The sequence below is a fragment of the Arthrobacter sp. P1_B3 genome (assembly GCF_056406615.1).
Map to the genome: position 1 here is coordinate 1 of NZ_JBFTZV010000007.1, position 16,397 is coordinate 16,397.

Sequence of the window (16,397 nt, forward strand, 5' to 3'; positions counted from 1 at the left end):
ACCGACCGACGACCAGATCTGGAACCTCAAGCGCGGCGGCCACGACTACAACAAGGTCTACGCCGCCTACAAGGCCGCGACCGAGTTCAAGGGCAAGCCCACGGTCATCCTGGCCCACACGGTCAAGGGCTACGGCCTGGGCACGCACTTTGAGGGCCGCAACGCGACCCACCAGATGAAGAAGCTCACGATGGCCGACCTCAAGGCCTTCCGCGACCACCTGCGCATCCCGATCACCGACGAGCAGCTGGAAGCGGACCTCTACCGGCCGCCGTACTACCACCCCGGCATGGACTCCCCCGAGATCCAGTACCTGATGGGCCGCCGCAAGGAACTCGGCGGCTTCGTCCCCGAGCGGCGCTCCAAGCACGTCGACGTCACCCTCCCGGATGAGAAGGTCTACGAAGTCGCCAACCGCGGCTCCGGCAAGCAGCACGCCGCCACCACCATGGCGTTTGTCCGCCTGCTCAAGGACCTCATGCGGGACAAGGAGTTCGGCAAGCGGATTGTGCCGATCATTCCGGATGAGGCACGGACCTTCGGCATGGACGCGTTTTTCCCGACGGCGAAGATCTACAACCCGAACGGCCAGAACTACCTCTCCGTGGACCGCGAACTCGTCCTGGCGTACAAGGAGTCCATCTCCGGCCAGATCGTGCACGCCGGCATCAACGAGGCCGGTTCCGTGGCAGCGTTCACCGCCGCCGGAACGTCCTACGCCACTCACGGCGAACCGCTCATCCCGGTCTACGTGTTCTACTCGATGTTCGGGTTCCAGCGCACCGGCGATTCCTTCTGGGCCGCCGCGGACCAGATGACCCGCGGGTTCATCATCGGCGCCACCGCCGGCCGCACCACCCTGACCGGCGAAGGCCTGCAGCACGCCGACGGCCACTCCCCCATCCTGGCCGCGACCAACCCGGCCGTCATCACCTACGACCCGGCATACGGCTACGAGATGGGCGTCATCGTGCGCGACGGCCTCAACCGGATGTACGGTCCCGGCCCGGCCGACAACGACCCGTCGCGGAACGTGATGTACTACATCACTGTCTACAACGAGCCGATCGTGCAGCCGCCGGCACCGGCGGAACTTGATGTCGAGGGCATCATCAAGGGCATCTACCTGCTGGCGCCGGCCAAGATTGACGGCCCGCGCACGCAGATCCTTGCCTCCGGCGTGTCCGTTCCCTGGGCCCTCGAAGCCCAGCGGATCCTGGCCGAGGACTGGGGCGTCTCCGCCGACGTCTGGTCCGTGACGTCCTGGACCGAACTGCGCCGCGACGCCATGGCCGCCGAGGAAGAAGCCTTCCTCAACCCCGGCCAGCCTGCCCGCGTCCCGTTCGTGACCCAGCAGCTCGCCGGCGCCACCGGGCCGATCGTGGCAGTCACGGACTACATGAAGGCCGTGCCGGACCAGATCCGCCAGTTCCTCCCGAACGAGTTCGCCTCGCTCGGCGCCGACGGCTTCGGCTTCTCCGACACCCGCGCCGCGGCGCGCCGCTTCTTCAAGAACGACATCCATTCGGTTGTGGTCCGTTCCCTTCAGATGCTGGCCCGCCGGGGCGAAGTGGATGCCGAGGCGCCTGCCCAGGCCATCGAGAAGTACCGCCTGCACAACGTCAACGCCGGCACCACCGGCAACGCGGGCGGCGACTCCTAAGCACGCCAGCAAAGTTCGACGGCGGTTCTCACCTGTTGGTGGGGGCCGCCGTCGGGCGTTTAACCGCTCCGGCTCCTCTCCGGGGCCGCGCCAGGGACGCTGTGATGCAGGACAACGGCAGTTGTAGCCTTCGCACAAATGGAGCTTGGACGGTGCGCCCCGTATGCTCAATGCATGGCAGAGCCGATCACCACTCCCGAAAAACGCAAACCGGCCTCGAGGTCGATGACTCCGGAGAAGGCCGAAACCCTCAAGAAGCTCCGGGCCAGCGTGGGCCAGCTGTCGACGACGACGCTGCGCCAGCTTGAGAAGTCCCTGCCGTGGTACGGCCGGCTGAACTCGGATGAACGTTCCGCCCTGGGCATGGTGGCCCAGAACGGCATCGCGGCCTTCGTCACATGGTACGAGCGGCCGAGCTCGCCGTCGTGGATCCTTTCCGACGTCTTCGGCACCGCACCCACCGAACTGACCCGCTCCATCAGCCTCCAGAAGGCGCTCCAGCTGATCCGGATCGTCGTAGAAGTCGTAGAAGACCAGGTCCCGGTCATCGCCCCGGAGGCGGACCAGGGGGCCCTCCGGGAAGCCGTGCTGCGCTACTCGCGGGAAGTCGCATTCGCGGCCGCCGACGTCTATGCCCGCGCCGCGGAGTCCCGCGGCTCCTGGGACACCCGCCTGGAAGCCTTGATTGTCGATGCCATCCTCCGCGGCGAAAACACGGACGCGCTGCGGTCCAGGATCGCGGCCCTGGGCTGGAAAGCGCAGGAACGCTTCACCGTGATGGTTGGGAATTCCCCGTCCGAACCAAGCGCCAGCTACGTCAGCGAACTGCGGCGCACCGCGGGGCGCTTCGCCGAGGACGCCCTCGTGGGGATCCAGGGCGACCGGCTCATCCTCATCCTCGGCGGGGTCCACGACCGGGAGACCGCGTACCTGAAGCTCAGCGAACTCTTTGCCCCCGGCCCGGTGGTCTACGGCCCGGAGGCCGGTTCCCTCCTCGAAGCCAGCGGCTCCGCCCAGTCAGCCTTTGCCGGCCTCACCGCCGCCCGCGCCTGGCCTTCCGCGCCGCGCCCGGTAGCGGCCGATGACCTGCTCCCCGAGCGCGTGATCTCCGGCGACGACGCCGCCCGCCGCTCGCTGGTCAAGAACATCTACCGTCCGCTGCTGGCCGCCTCCAACGGGCTGGTGGAGACCCTCGGAACGTACCTCGAACTCGGCCATTCGCTCGAGGCGACGGCCCGCGAACTCTTCGTCCACGCCAACACCGTGCGCTACCGGCTCAAGCGCGTCTGCGACGTCACAGGCTGGGATCCGCTGCTGCCGCGGGAGGCGTTCGTGCTCCAGACCGCCCTCGTCGTGGGCCGGCTTTCGACCCCGCCGAAGGCCCCCACGGAGCGGCAGCCTCCCCGCAACGGCTCCTGAACCGTTGTAGACTTCCTACAAACTGACCCAGTGAGCTTGGTGCATGAAAACACGAATGTTCACGCGGTAATTTGGAAAGCTGGTTACGTGCTTGCAATCGTCTGCCCTGGACAGGGCTCCCAGACCCCTGGTTTTCTGGCCCCCTGGCTGGAACTGCCACCCGTCGCAGGCCTTTTGGCCTCCCTCAGCGAAATAGCAGGCATCGACCTCACCGCCCACGGCACCACCTCCGATGAGGAGACCATCAAGGACACTGCGGTAGCGCAGCCCCTGATCGTCGCCGCAGGCCTGGTGACCGCAAAGTCACTGTTCGACGTCGAACTCGGCACGCTTCCGGTCATCCTCGCCGGCCACTCCGTCGGCGAAATCACCGCGGCCTCGCTCGCCGGTGTGCTGACGGAAACCGAAGCCATGACGTTTGTCCGCGAACGCGCCAACAGCATGGCCGCTGCCGCTGCCGCCACCCCGACCGGCATGAGCGCCGTCGTGGGCGGCGACCCCGCGGACGTCCTGGCTGCCATCAGCGCCGCCGGGGCCACCGCCGCCAACGTCAACGGGGCCGGCCAGACCGTCGCCGCCGGCACCCTGGAGCAGCTCAAGGCCCTCGCCGAGAACCCGCCGGCCAAGGCCCGGGTCATTCCGCTGAAGGTCGCGGGCGCGTTCCACACCTCGCACATGGCCCCCGCCGGTGCTGCCCTGCAGGCCCTGCGCCCGTCACTGCACCCCCAGAACCCGCAGGTACCGCTGCTGTCCAACTTCGACGGCGCGGAAGTCACCGAGGGTGCTGCCGCCGTCGACAGCCTCATCGCCCAGGTCTCCCGTCCGGTCCGCTGGGATCTCTGCATGGAGACGATGGTGCAACGCGGGGTGACCGGCGTGATCGAACTGGCTCCCGCCGGAACACTGGCAGGCCTGGCCAAGCGCGGCATGCCCGGCGTCAAGACCGTCACCGTCAAGACCCCGGACGATCTCTCCGCGGCCCTGGCCCTATTTGCAGAATTGGAGGGAGGGGCATGAGCGTTCCCACACTGAAGCAGGCCCCCGTGCAGGAAAACACCCGCATCATGGGTGTCGGTGCCTACCGGCCCAGCGTGATCGTGACGAACGAGGACGTGTGCCAGTGGATCGATTCCTCGGATGAGTGGATCCGCCAGCGCACGGGCATCGTCACCCGGCACCGCGCGCCCGCCGATGTCAGCGTGATTGACATGGCCGAGGGCGCCGCACGTGAGGCGCTGCAAAAGGCCGGCATCGAGGCCTCCCAGCTCGGCGCCGTGATCGTTTCCACGGTGACCCACCCGTACGCGACCCCCTCCGCTGCCGCGAGCCTCGCCGACCGCCTCGGCGCGACGCCGGCCCCGGCGTTCGACATCTCCGCGGCGTGTGCCGGCTACTGCTACGGCATCGCCCAGGGCGACGCCCTGGTGCGCTCYGGCGCGGCCGCCTATGTCCTGGTGGTCGGTGCCGAGAAGCTCTCCGACGTCATCGACAACACGGAACGGACCATCTCCTTCCTGCTCGGCGACGGCGCGGGCGCCGTCGTGATCGGCCCTTCCGAGACGCCGGGCATCGGCCCTTCAGTCTGGGGTTCGGACGGCAGCAAGTGGGATGCCATCGGCATGACCCACTCCATGCTGGACATCCGCGAGCTCGCCCTGACCGGCAAGCACGGTGCCGCCGTCAGCGATGAGGAAGCGGCAGTTACGGACGCGTCGCTGTGGCCGACCCTGCGCCAGGACGGCCAGACGGTCTTCCGCTGGGCGGTGTGGGAGATGGCCAAGGTGGCCCAGCAGGCCCTGGACGCCGCCGGCGTCCGCTCCGAGGACCTTGCCGCGTTCATCCCGCACCAAGCCAACATGCGCATCATTGACGAGATGGCCAAGAAGCTGCAGCTGCCCGAGTCCGTCAAGATCGCCCGCGACATCGCCGACGCCGGTAACACGTCGGCGGCGTCCATCCCCCTGGCCACCCACCGCCTGCTTGAGGAAAACCCCGAGCTCAGCGGCGGGCTGGCGCTGCAGATCGGCTTCGGAGCCGGACTGGTCTTCGGCGCCCAGGTGGTCGTGCTTCCTTAGGCAGCCACCGTTTTTCCGAACTGAATACGTTCCGCCCGTTTCACCTTGGCACCGCATGTCCTTCACTTTCGGGGCTCGCCCCCATGCTGTGCTCAGCAAGCATTCCCGCACCAAGCCGAACCCTCGGTTTGAATCATGTCCGCCCCCGGCTGCCGGCATTCCACCGGCAGCCGGGGGCAACAACCAGAAAAGGAGCCATCAATGGCTAGCAACGAAGAAATCCTGGCCGGCCTGGCTGAAATCGTCAACGAAGAGACCGGCCTGGCCACGGAGGCTGTCGAAATGGACAAGTCCTTCACCGAGGACCTGGACATCGACTCCATCTCGATGATGACCATCGTGGTCAACGCCGAAGAGAAGTTCGGCGTCCGCATCCCGGACGAAGAGGTCAAGAACCTCAAGACCGTCGGCGACGCCGTCAGCTTCATCTCCAACGCCCAGGCCTAGTCTGGCTTCCGCCGGCAACGGCGGACCCAGGTGCCCGGTCCGGGCGCTGCAGCAGTGCCCGGACCGGACCACCATCAAGTGCATGACCCGAAAGTTTCCCCTCGCAGGCCCCGGCCATCCCGTTCGCGGTTCCGGATACGGCAGGCGCACCGACAGAGAGTGATCCCATGGCACGCAAAGTAGTCATTACCGGTCTGGGTGCCACCACACCCATCGGCGGCGATGTCCCCACGATGTGGAAGAACGCGCTCAAGGGCGTCTCCGGCGCGCACACGCTTGAGGACGATTGGGTGGCCAAGTACGAGCTGCCCGTCCACTTCGCCGCACGCGCCTCCACCCCGGCCCTAGATGTCCTGTCCCGGGTCGAAGCCAAGCGCATGGACCCGTCCACCCAGTTCGCCGTGGTCGCGGCCCGCGAGGCCTGGGCCGACTCCGGCATCACCGAAATCGACCACGACCGTTTGGCGGTGGCTTTCGCGACCGGCATTGGCGGCGTCTGGACCCTTCTGGACGCCTGGGACACCCTGCGCGAAAAGGGTCCCCGCCGTGTCCTGCCCATGACCGTGCCCATGCTGATGCCCAACGGTCCGGCCGCGGCTGTGAGCCTGGACCTGGGAGCCCGCGCCGGCGCCCACACCCCCGTTTCCGCCTGCGCGTCCGGCACCGAAGCCGTCCATGTTGGCCTGGACCTGATCCGTGCCGGCAAGGCAGACGTCGTCGTCTGCGGCGGCGCCGAAGCCGCCATCCACCCGATGCCGATCGCCGCGTTCGCCTCCATGCAGGCCCTCTCGCGCCGCAACGACGATCCCGAGCACGCCTCACGGCCCTACGACCGTGACCGCGACGGCTTCGTCATGGGCGAGGGTGCCGGTGCCCTGGTGCTCGAGGCCGAGGAACACGCCCTGGCCCGCGGCGCCCGGATCTACGCCGAACTGGCCGGCACCTCGGTCACCGCCGACGCCTACCACATCACCGCCCCGGACCCCGAGGGCCTGGGCGCCACCCGCGCGCTGAAGGCTGCGATGTTCGACGGCCGCATCCAGCCCGAAGACATCGTCCACGTCAACGCGCACGCCACCTCCACCCCGGTCGGCGACAAGCCCGAGTACGCGGCCCTCAAAGCCGCACTGGGCAAGCACGTGGACACCGTCGCAGTCTCGGCCACCAAGTCCCAGATGGGGCACCTGCTTGGCGCCTCCGGGGCCGTGGAAGCCGTGCTGACCGTGATGGCCATCTACGACCGCAAGGCGCCGGTGACCATCAACCTCGAGAACCAGGACCCGGAAATCCCGCTCGACGTCGTCACTACGGCCCGCGACCTGCCCGCCGGCAGCATCGCCGCACTGAGCAACTCGTTCGGCTTCGGCGGCCACAACGCCGTCATCGCGGTACGCAGCGTGTAGCTGCACCTGCCCACAGCACGCCGAGATAGCAGATGGCGGCAATGTTCTTCGTGAACATTGCCGCCATCTGCCTTTTGGCGCCTAGCTATGGAATTGCTGCGGTGTAGCGACTGGTGAGGCCCTAGCCGACCTGGTGGAGCCAGCGCACGGGGGCGCCTTCTGCGGCGTGCCGGAAGGGCTCGAGTTCCTCATCCCAGGCCTCCCCGAGGGCGAGCGAGAGTTCGTGGTACACGGCGGAGGGGTCGCCGGCGCCGGATTCGTAGGCGTAGCGGATGCGGTCCTCGGAAACCATGATGTTGCCGTGGACGTCGGTGGTGGCGTGGAAGATCCCCAGCTCCGGGGTGTGCGACCAGCGGCCGCCGTCGACTCCCTGGCTCGGTTCTTCGGTGACTTCGTAGCGCAGGTGCGCCCAGCCGCGCAGAGCGGACGCCAATTGAGCCCCCGTGCCCGGCGTTCCGGTCCACGACAGCTCGGCCCGGAACATTCCGGGCGCGGCAGGCTGAGCGGTCCACTCCAAGTCCGTCCGCTTGTCCACGACGGACCCTATGGCCCACTCAACGTGGGGGCACAAGGCAGTCGGGGCCGAGTGAACAAACAACACACCTCGGGTCAGTGCAACAGACATTCCATCCTCCATAGCTGTAGGTACGTCTTCCCCAACGACCTGTGCCTGGATGTCTGTCTGTTGCGCGGATCCGAAATCATGCCAGCGGTTCCTGCCAGACTACTTTATACAACCGGGTTCGAAGCTGGGACGTGGTGCATTCCAGCTTCAAGTTCAACTTGAAACTTCCCGGGCGTGAGTTTTATTCTGCCCTACGCCTCCAAATTACGCCAGTGCGATTCGGCGCGTCTTTTCCGGCGCGCCGCGCCCGTCTCCGCGGACCCCTATCCGGGCCGGTCCGGGCATCCCTGTGCCGGGCGATCCTTAGGCCCGGGGGTGCGCCTGCTGGTAGCTTTGCCGGAGTCTCTCGACGGACACGTGGGTGTAGATCTGGGTGGTGGCAAGGCTGCTGTGCCCGAGGATTTCCTGCACGGCACGCAGGTCCGCCCCGCCGTCGAGCAGGTGGGTCGCTGCGGAGTGCCGCAAGGCGTGCGGTCCGGTGGCGGCGGTGTCCCCCAGCCGCTCCAGCATCTCTTTGACCACRCTGCGGACCTGGCGCTGGTCCACCCTTCCGCCGCGCGCGCCTAGGAAGAGCGCGGGGCCGCTGGTCCCGGTGGCGAGGGCCGGCCGGCCGCGGCGGAGCCAGTCGTCGAGGGCGAGGGCAGCCGGCAGCCCGTAGGGCACCGTGCGTTCCTTGTTGCCCTTGCCGAGCACCCGGAGGGTTCTGCGGTCGGGGTCGAGGTCGTCCACGTCCATGCCGGCCAGCTCGCCAACGCGGACACCGGTGGCGTAGAGCATCTCCACCATGGCGCGGTTACGCAGTGCCAGAGGTTCGCCCTCGGCCGAAGCGGATTCAGCGTCGTCCACGAGCCTCCGGACCTGTTGCTGGTGCAGGACCCCGGGCAGGGACTTCTCCCGCTTTGGGGCCTTGAGCCGCAGGGCGGGGTCGGCTTCAATCAGCTCCTCGCGGACAGCCCAGGCGGTGAAGGCCCTGGCGGTGGCGGCGCGGCGGGCCAGGGTGGCGCGGGACTTGCCGGACTCGCTCTGGGCGCCGAGCCAGCGCCGGAGGGTCCCAAGCTCCAGCCCGGCAAGATCCTGGACCCCCTCGGTCGCGGCGTGCGCCAGCAGGCTTTCGACGTCGGAGAGATAGGCCCGGACGGTATGGGCGGACCGGCCCCGCTCCGCTTCCAGGTAGCGGCCGAAGCGTGCGGCGGCGCCGTCCAGCGAGGTGGGCAGCGCGGCGGGGGGATCCTGTGTAGGCACCCTCCTACTGTGGCAGTATTCCCGGGGCATTCAAGGAGCCGGTCGGCGAGCCGCGCCTTCCCGGCGGCGCTCATCACCTCAGTCCGCTTTCCCGGAGCGTTTCCAGCCGCCGTGCCGGGATTCGGCCAGGCCCAGCAGCCCCAGCCTGCCAAGCCCGGCGCGGACTGAGTCCGGGCCCAGACCGGCCACCGTGGCCAGCTTCTCGACCGAGCTGGTGGTGCGCAGCGGCAGGGCATCGAGCAGGATCAGGTCCTCCAGGGTCAGGCCGTCGTGGGCCTCAGCCCGGCCTGCCTTGTCCGGGGGCACCCCCTCGCCGCTCGGGGAGGCGAGTTCGGCGATTTCCCCGGCATCCGTGACGCACACGGCCCCGCCTTCGCGCAGGAGCCGGTGGCAGCCGGCGGAGTTGGCGCTGTGGATGGATCCGGGCACGGCGCCCACGGCCCGGCCCAGGCTTTCGGCATGGTGGGCGGTGTTGAGGGCGCCGGAGCGCCACCGGGCCTCGACGACGACCGTTACAGAGGCCAATGCCGCAATGAGGCGGTTGCGCTGCAGGAACCGGTAGCGGGTGGGCGCGGACCCGGGCGGGACCTCGGCCAAGACCGCGCCGTGGTCCGCCACGGCCCGGAGTAAGTCCTCGTTGCCGGACGGGTAGAAGCGGTCCACTCCCCCGGCCATGACGGCAATGGTGGGCACGCCGCCCGTGCTTCCGGCCAGGGCCGCCCTGTGGGCGTGGGCGTCAATCCCGTAGGCACCGCCGGAGACGATCGTGAAGCCGCGCTGGGCCAGCGAGTACGCGAGATCGCCCGTCACCGATGCCCCGTAGCTGGTGCTGTCCCGGGAGCCCACCAGAGCAATGGACCGGGCCGCCGGGGGCAGCTCCTGTTCCACTCCGCGCCACCACAGGCACAGGGGTTCCTTGAGTTCGAGGTCCGCCAGCTGCCGCGGCCACAAGTCGTCTGTGGGAATGAGGATCCGTCCGCCGAGCCGCTGCATGGTGGCCAGGTCCCGCTCCGGTGCTAGGTCGGGCACGCGCGGGGCCCAACGCTTCAGCGCCTCCGTGAGCCCTGACCAGCCCCCACCGGAGCCGCTGTCCGACAGGATTCCGGTCATCTCCTGCTCAAGCTCGGGACCGGCTGCGAGCCGGCCGCTGGCAATCCGCAGGGCGTCCTGCGTTCCCGCGGCCCGCACGAGTGCCAGCGCCGCCGCGTCCTGCGGCTCGAATAGTCGGGACAGGGCGGCCCGGGCTGTTCGTTCGTCATCGATCATGGTGGTTCCTTTCGCGTGGCTACGGGTGCTGATTCGCGCCGGCAGGCTCAGGGTGAGGCCGCGGCGGCCTGGCGGAGGCCCAGCGCCCGCCCGACGTCGTCCCCGTCCGGAACGTCGCGCCGGGAGAGGTCCGCAAGGGTCCAGGCGAGGCGCAGCGCGCGGTCGTAGCCGCGTGCGGTCAGCACACCGCGCTCCAGCGCGTAGTCCAGGATGCGGGTGGTGGGGGCATCGAGCCGCAGGGCCCCACGGAGCAGCCGCCCCGGCACCTGCGCGTTGGTTTCCATCCCGAACGGCAGCAGCCGGTCCAGCTGACGGCTCCGGGCCGCCCGGACCCGTTCCGCGATGCTGGCGGTTCCCTCCTCGGCTGTAGGCTGGCCGAATCCGGCCAGCGACACCCGCTCGACTTCGAGCTGGATATCGACCCGGTCCAACAGGGGCCCGGACATCCGGGCCTGGTACCGGCGGCGCATGGTGGGGGTGCAGATGCAGTCCACCCCTTTGCCGGTTGCCTTCCCGCACGGACAGGGGTTGGCTGCGAGGACCAGCTGAAATCGGGCGGGATAGGCCGCTGACCCGGCCGAGCGGTGGATGACCAGCTCACCGCTTTCCAGCGGCTGCCGCAGGGCGTCCAGGACGCCGCGGTCATACTCCGGGGCTTCGTCCAGGAAGAGCACTCCGCGGTGTGCACGGGACGCTGCCCCGGGCCGCGGCAGCCCGGACCCGCCACCGATGATGGCCACAGCGGTCGCGGTGTGGTGCGGGTTCTCGTAGGGTGGCCGGCGCAGCAGCTGCACAGAGCCCGACGGCAAAGAACACAGCGAGTGGATGGCGGTGACCTCCATGGCCTCGGTGTCGCCCAGATCCGGGAGCAGGCCGGGCAGCCGCTCGGCGAGCATAGTCTTCCCGGCGCCCGGCGGTCCGGTCAGCAGCAAGTGGTGGGCACCGGCAGCTGCCACTTCCAGGGCGCGCCGCGCCGCGGCCTGGCCGGAGACATCGCACATGTCCGGCGCCAGGGCGGGACCGCTGCCTGTATCGGGGCTGTCGGAGTCCTCGGACCCGGGCTCGAAGTCGAGGGCAAGGTCCTGCGGGTCCGCGCCGCAGTCGAAGGCGAGCCGGGCCAGGGTGGCATAGCCCCGGACCTGCGCGCCGGGGACGAGCTCGGCCTCCGCCACGTTGGCCCGGGCCACGACGACCTCGGGGTAGCCGGCCCGTACCGCGGCCATCACGGCCGGAAGGATGCCCCGCACGGGCCGCAGCCGGCCGTCCAGGCCGAGTTCGGCGATGAAGACGGTGCGCCCCGTGGGCCGGATGTCGTTCGCCGCGAGCAGCACCGCCATGGCGATGGCGAGGTCGAAGCCCGAGCCGCGTTTGGGCAGGGACGCCGGGATGAGGTTGGCCGTAATTTTCCGACGGCTCAGCGGGATCCCCGAGTTCTGGGCCGCGGAGCGGATCCGTTCCTTGGCCTCGTTCAGTGAGGCGTCCGGCAGGCCAAGGATCACAAAGGCCGGCAGGGTCTGGCCGATGTCGGCCTCGACCTCGACGATGTAGCCGTTGAGGCCCACGAGCGCGACCGAATAGGTCCGGCCCAAGCCCATCTACCCCACACCCCTGAGGTGCTCGACGTCGGGCTCGCCGATGCCGTCGTCCAGCACGGCGATCACGTCCACGCGGCACAGTGGGGCGCGCAGCCCCTGGGCACGACACCACGCCGACGCGAGCCGGTGGAGCCTGGCCAGCTTGTCCGCGCCCACGGCTTCAAAGGGGTGGCCGTAGGCGAGGGACTTGCGGGTTTTCACCTCGGCGATGACCACGGCTTCGCCATCAAACGCGACAATGTCGATCTCACCCTCAGGGCAGCGCCAGTTCCGCTCCACGATCTGCATGCCGTGGGCTTGAAGGTAATCCGCCGCGAGGTCCTCCCCGTGGCGGCCGAGCACGTCCTTAGCTCTCATACCTCCAGCATGGCGGGCCGCCAAGGACGGGCAGAGGGCACACTTTTGCTATGTGGAAAAACCCATGGCCCGGTCGCGGCGGAGGAAAGGTCGCAGCGTTACCGGAGTATGAAGCACCGACTTGGAACAAGGAACGTGCACCCGGCTCCCTGGCGAATCAAGACATGGCGTACCAGAGTCTGAACGGCAACGCCAAGGGCTACTCACGACACAGGCGGTTCGCCATCAACCCGGTCGCGGCCTATCCATTCAAGACGATTCAGCACGAGCTGAGCCACATCGTCCACGGTCACACAACTGACGAGAAGCTGGCAGAGTACGGCAATCACCGTGGGATCTTCCAGTTCGAAGCCGAGGGGTCGGCCTACCTAATCATGAACAAGTCAGGGGCGACTGATCAGTTCGACGCCGACGAGAGCCGTCACTACGTCCAGTCTTGGCTACAGGGAAATAAGCCAGACGAGAAGCGTATCCGCAGGGTGTTCAGCACTGCTGATCGCATAATCAAGGCAGGACGAGAAGAACCGCAGGAGAAACAGGAATGAAAGTACTTTTCCTCGATATTGATGGAGTCGTCAACCGCGTGGGTACGCGACAGAGCTTTCACGGCTTCATGGGCATCGATCCGTTCCTGGCGTCCAGGGTCAGCAAGATCATCCTCGACACTGACGCAGCCGTTGTTCTTACGTCCACATGGCGGATCTTCAAAGACGGCCGGGAAGAGGTCGACCGACACGTCTACAAGACCTTTGACGTGACTCCGACGGCAGACACAGGTTTTCGTGGCGAGGAGGTGAAGATGTGGCTGGACCAGCATCCAGAAGTTACGCGGTATGCCATTATCGATGATGACTCAGACTTCTATGCCGATCAGCCCCTGTTCAAGACCGCCTGGCAGACGGGAATCACCGACGAGATTGCGCAGCAGGTAACCGAATATCTAAACAGGGAGGAGAGAGCCAATGAGTGAACGTCTACCAGCCAACGAAGAGAACCTTATGATCAACTTCAGGACGTGCTGGAGCGAGTTAAATAGCCCCTACGTGACTTGCTCAACGTTGGGGACCTGGACAACCCTGACGAGCTGCGAGCTGCGAGCTGCGAGCTGCCATACAGCTCTGCGAGCAACAACCGACCGCCATGTACGTCGTCAGCCTCGAGGGCTTCGCGTCACACCTTGAGGACATGCCGCGCTTGTCAGTCCGCGACATCGAGTCAGTCGCTCTGATGAGGACGGAAACGTCTACTTCATCAAAAAAGCTCATGAATAAATAGCAGATTGCTTCATAACGCTGCGCAGTTGATGGGGGTTCTGCCACTGCCCACACTCGTCACCCGGGCGGCGGAAGGCGGTATCTATCTGGGCCCGGGTGCATTGCCCTGGACCGCATCGGGAAACCCTGCTGCGGCACCCAGGGGCTAGGAAGCCCGAAAACTAGGAAGCCAGGGTCAGTTGCCCAGGTCTTCGACCTTGGGCAGGGCGAGCTCCTCGCTGCGCGGCAGTTCCTCGACGTTGACGTCCTTGAACGTGATGACGCGGACGCTCTTGACGAAGCGGGCGGAACGGTAGACGTCCCACACCCAGGCGTCCTGCAGGGTCAGATCGAAGTAGACCTCGCCGTCGGCGCTGCGGGCCTGCAGGTCAACATGGTTGGCAAGGTAGAAACGCCGTTCGGTCTCGACCACATAGCTGAACAGCCCGACGACGTCGCGGTATTCGCGGTAGAGCTGTAGCTCCATGTCGGTCTCATAGTTTTCAAGGTCCTCGGCACTCATGGTTCCATCTTGCACCATCCGGCGTCGGCCGCGCGCCACCGCGCGCCCCAGAGAGGCACAGAGAGGCACAGCGTGCCACGGGCCGGCGCCCGCAGGCTAGAGCAGCTGCCAGCTGACCCGGTGGTACGGCGTGGGACCGGCGGTCCGCAGCGCTTCCTTGTGCGCCGCGGTGCCGTAGCCCTTGTTCTCGTCCCAGCCGTAGGCCGGGTATTGGGTGTGCAGCTCGCACATCATCGCATCGCGCTCGACCTTCGCAATGATGCTGGCCGCGGCGACGCTGAGGCACTGCATGTCGGCTTTGACCAGCGTGTGCACCGGGGCGTCGCAGCCGGGTTCGGCGGGGGCGTCGTCAAAGAGTGAGGGCTGGAGATCGGGCGAGAGCCAGTTGTGGCTGCCGTCCAGCAGGACAACCTCGGGCCTGATGCCGGCGGCGAGCACCGCGAACCAGGCCCGGTTCCCGGCCAGCCGGAGGGCGGCGATGATTCCGAGTTCGTCAATCTCGTTCGCGGAGGCATGTCCCACGGCGGAGGCGACGCTCCAGTCCCGGACCAGCGGCACCAGCCGCTCCCGGTCCGCGACCTTGAGCAGCTTGCTGTCCCGGACATCGGCCAGGAGCTTCTGCTGTTGCAGGTCGACGACGGCGATCCCCACGCTGACGGGGCCGGCGAGGGCACCGCGGCCCACCTCGTCGATACCCGCGAGAAGCCGGGCGCCGGAGCTGCGGAAGCGGCGTTCGTAGTCGAGGGTGGGGGCGACTGACATGAAGGGCGGCTTACTTTCCGGTCGGGGCGGGCACGCTGCTGAAGACGCCCGGATAGTTGTCCAGCACCGACATCCTGTTCAGCGGCCACGCTATGACGGCGGCTTTGCCTTCGATGTCGGACTCGTTGACGAAGCCGCCGTTGGTGTCCATATGGGCGCGTGAATCCGCGGAGTGGTTGCGGTTGTCGCCCATGACCCAGACCTTGCCCGCGGGCACGACGACGTCGAAGTCGCGGACCTGGGGAATCTCGACGGAATTGATGTACTTCTCATCAAGCGGCGCGCCGTTGACGGTGAGCTGTCCGCCGGCGTCGCAGCAGACCACGTGATCCCCGGGGAGCCCGATCACGCGCTTGACCAGGTGCTGTTCCGAGTTGTCCGGAAGCAGACCGACGAACGTCAGCCCGTCCTGAACCCAGGTGAACGGGCCCTTCGTCTTCTGGGCTGCGGGGGCCAGCCAGCCCTGGCTGTCCCGGAACACCACCACGTCCCCGCGTTGGAGCGCCATGGGCTCCGGCACGAGGAGGTTGACGAAGATGCGGTCGTTCACGTCGAGGGTGTTGACCATGGATTCGGACGGGATGTAGAAGGCCCGGAACAGGAAGGTCTTGATCAGGAAGGACAGCACGATCGCCACGATGACCACCGTGGCAACCTCCTTCAGCCACAGGAAGAGCGGGCTGCGCCCTTCACGGGCCCTGGCCTTCCTGGCCCGGCGGGAGGACGCATCTGCGTGGGCGGGACCGGCTGTCCGGTCCCTGTCGCCCCGATCAGCCCGCCGCGCCCCGGCACTGCCGTCCTGCGACGCCGGCGCCGGCACAACAGCCGGCGCCGCGGCCTCCGCACCAGCGTGCTCGTCCGCGACCTGTGCCTGCGGCAGCCGGGTGGTGGGCTGCTCCGCCGGCTCGTCCCCGGGGATCGCCGAGGCGGCAACCCGGGGTCGGTCCTGGCCCTGCGGATCAGGAGTGCGCGGTTCGGTTTCGGGCATCTACTGTCCGTTCGTCGTCGTCGTTGTCGCAGCCGGTTCGGGCCGCGCTACTGCTGCAAATCTATCAAGCGGCCAGATGATCTGTACCGGTCTGCCAATGACGCGTTCGAGCGGCACCATGCCGCCGCCGGGGGCACCGAGGAGGCTCCGGGAATCGGCCGACATGGAGCGGTGGTCCCCCATGAGCCAGAGCCGTCCGGCCGGCACCTCAACAGCGAACTTCATATCGCTCGGGGTGTCCCCCGGATACAAGTACGGTTCCGCAACTTGCTGACCGTTGACTGTGAGCCGGCCGCCGGCATCGCAACAAACCACGCGGTCACCGGGCAGTCCGATGACGCGCTTGACATACGTGGTGTCGCTGCCCGCGAGGCCGAGCCAGCGTCCGGCTTCGGCGAGAGCATCCACCACGGGGCCGTTGCCGCTGTTGAGCGGGGCGAAGGAGCCGCGGCCGTCAAAGACGACGACGTCCCCCCTGTCCAGGGGTTCAGCCTGGAAGCCGGCCCGTGCCACCAGGATCCGGTCCCCGGTGTGAAGGAGCGGTTCCATGGACGCGGACGGGATGAAGAAGATGTCCAGCCACAATGAGCGGACCACGGCGCTGATGGCCACGGCGAGCACCAGGGCCAGCAACGCAAAACGCCAGCCCGGTTTCCTGGGCTGGCGTTTTGGCTGTTCCATGTTCCGTATCCCTTGGCGCTGTAGTGAACTAAATTGCGCTGTTGCGGATAGCTCCGGCGCCGCACTAGCTGACGCACCGGGTACGGTCCGTGGACCCG

General features: G+C 67.6%; 17 protein-coding genes. 8 read left to right on the forward strand and 9 right to left on the reverse strand.

What is annotated here, in order from left to right; genetic code table 11:
* The 6 genes from AC1D2F_RS10110 to fabF all read left to right on the forward strand — a co-directional run.
* Positions 1–1,663: transketolase-like TK C-terminal-containing protein (locus AC1D2F_RS10110; RefSeq protein ID WP_476966663.1), on the forward strand; the 1,663-nt coding region annotated here is incomplete at its 5' end.
* Between the two features lie 174 nt (positions 1,664–1,837).
* Positions 1,838–3,082: a PucR family transcriptional regulator gene (locus AC1D2F_RS10115; RefSeq protein WP_476966664.1), complete on the forward strand. Its 1,245-nt coding sequence runs from the start codon at positions 1,838–1,840 to the stop codon at positions 3,080–3,082.
* An 87-nt stretch (positions 3,083–3,169) separates the two neighbouring features.
* Entirely contained in the window at positions 3,170–4,099 is a 930-nt protein-coding gene (locus AC1D2F_RS10120) for an ACP S-malonyltransferase (protein WP_229996013.1), read from the forward strand.
* Positions 4,096–5,157: a beta-ketoacyl-ACP synthase III gene (locus AC1D2F_RS10125; protein WP_229996012.1), complete on the forward strand. Its 1,062-nt coding sequence runs from the start codon at positions 4,096–4,098 to the stop codon at positions 5,155–5,157. The genes AC1D2F_RS10120 and AC1D2F_RS10125 overlap by 4 nt, the downstream gene beginning before the upstream one ends.
* Positions 5,158–5,358: 201 nt before the next feature.
* Entirely contained in the window at positions 5,359–5,604 is a 246-nt protein-coding gene (locus AC1D2F_RS10130; RefSeq protein ID WP_079554778.1) for an acyl carrier protein, read from the forward strand.
* Between the two features lie 167 nt (positions 5,605–5,771).
* Complete coding sequence (gene fabF / locus AC1D2F_RS10135; RefSeq protein ID WP_229996011.1) at positions 5,772–7,007, forward strand: beta-ketoacyl-ACP synthase II; 1,236 nt, start codon at positions 5,772–5,774, stop codon at positions 7,005–7,007.
* Positions 7,008–7,128: 121 nt separating this feature from the next.
* On the opposite strand, the gene AC1D2F_RS10140 is transcribed toward fabF, so the two are convergent.
* The 5 genes from AC1D2F_RS10140 to AC1D2F_RS10160 all read right to left on the reverse strand — a co-directional run bounded on the left by AC1D2F_RS10140 (position 7,129) and on the right by AC1D2F_RS10160 (position 12,092).
* Positions 7,129–7,632 (reverse strand): DUF3145 domain-containing protein, encoded by a 504-nt coding sequence (locus AC1D2F_RS10140; RefSeq protein ID WP_026266435.1) that lies wholly within the window; start codon positions 7,630–7,632, stop codon positions 7,129–7,131.
* 303 nt (positions 7,633–7,935) lie between these two features.
* On the reverse strand, positions 7,936–8,904 hold the full coding sequence (locus tag AC1D2F_RS10145; RefSeq protein WP_414645549.1) for a tyrosine recombinase XerC: 969 nt from the start codon (positions 8,902–8,904) through the stop codon (positions 7,936–7,938).
* Positions 8,905–8,952: 48 nt separating this feature from the next.
* Positions 8,953–10,140, reverse strand: coding sequence for a DNA-processing protein DprA (gene dprA / locus AC1D2F_RS10150; protein WP_229992652.1), 1,188 nt, complete (start codon positions 10,138–10,140; stop codon positions 8,953–8,955).
* Between the two features lie 47 nt (positions 10,141–10,187).
* Complete coding sequence (locus tag AC1D2F_RS10155) at positions 10,188–11,735, reverse strand: YifB family Mg chelatase-like AAA ATPase (RefSeq protein ID WP_476966665.1); 1,548 nt, start codon at positions 11,733–11,735, stop codon at positions 10,188–10,190.
* Complete coding sequence (locus AC1D2F_RS10160) at positions 11,736–12,092, reverse strand: YraN family protein (RefSeq protein ID WP_229992654.1); 357 nt, start codon at positions 12,090–12,092, stop codon at positions 11,736–11,738. It lies immediately after the preceding gene.
* A 50-nt stretch (positions 12,093–12,142) separates the two neighbouring features.
* Between AC1D2F_RS10160 and AC1D2F_RS10165 the strand changes: the two genes are divergently transcribed.
* Entirely contained in the window at positions 12,143–12,637 is a 495-nt protein-coding gene (locus tag AC1D2F_RS10165) for a hypothetical protein (protein WP_229992655.1), read from the forward strand.
* Positions 12,634–13,062 carry an HAD domain-containing protein gene (locus AC1D2F_RS10170; protein ID WP_229992656.1) on the forward strand — a complete coding sequence of 143 codons (429 nt, stop codon included), beginning with the start codon at positions 12,634–12,636 and terminating at the stop codon, positions 13,060–13,062. Before AC1D2F_RS10165 ends, AC1D2F_RS10170 begins: the two co-directional genes overlap by 4 nt.
* 479 nt (positions 13,063–13,541) lie before the next feature.
* Here the strand turns inward: AC1D2F_RS10170 and AC1D2F_RS10175 are convergent, their stop codons facing one another.
* From AC1D2F_RS10175 to lepB (AC1D2F_RS10190), 4 genes are all read right to left on the reverse strand, one after another.
* Complete coding sequence (locus AC1D2F_RS10175) at positions 13,542–13,868, reverse strand: DUF2469 domain-containing protein (RefSeq protein WP_018773443.1); 327 nt, start codon at positions 13,866–13,868, stop codon at positions 13,542–13,544.
* Positions 13,869–13,964: 96 nt separating this feature from the next.
* Complete coding sequence (locus tag AC1D2F_RS10180) at positions 13,965–14,630, reverse strand: ribonuclease HII (RefSeq protein WP_229992657.1); 666 nt, start codon at positions 14,628–14,630, stop codon at positions 13,965–13,967.
* Positions 14,631–14,640: 10 nt separating this feature from the next.
* The gene (gene lepB / locus AC1D2F_RS10185; protein ID WP_364747948.1) at positions 14,641–15,618 is read right to left on the reverse strand and encodes a signal peptidase I; all 978 of its coding nucleotides are present in this window, start codon (positions 15,616–15,618) and stop codon (positions 14,641–14,643) included.
* Positions 15,619–16,299, reverse strand: coding sequence for a signal peptidase I (gene lepB, locus AC1D2F_RS10190; RefSeq protein WP_229992659.1), 681 nt, complete (start codon positions 16,297–16,299; stop codon positions 15,619–15,621).
* Positions 16,300–16,397: the final 98 nt, after the last annotated feature.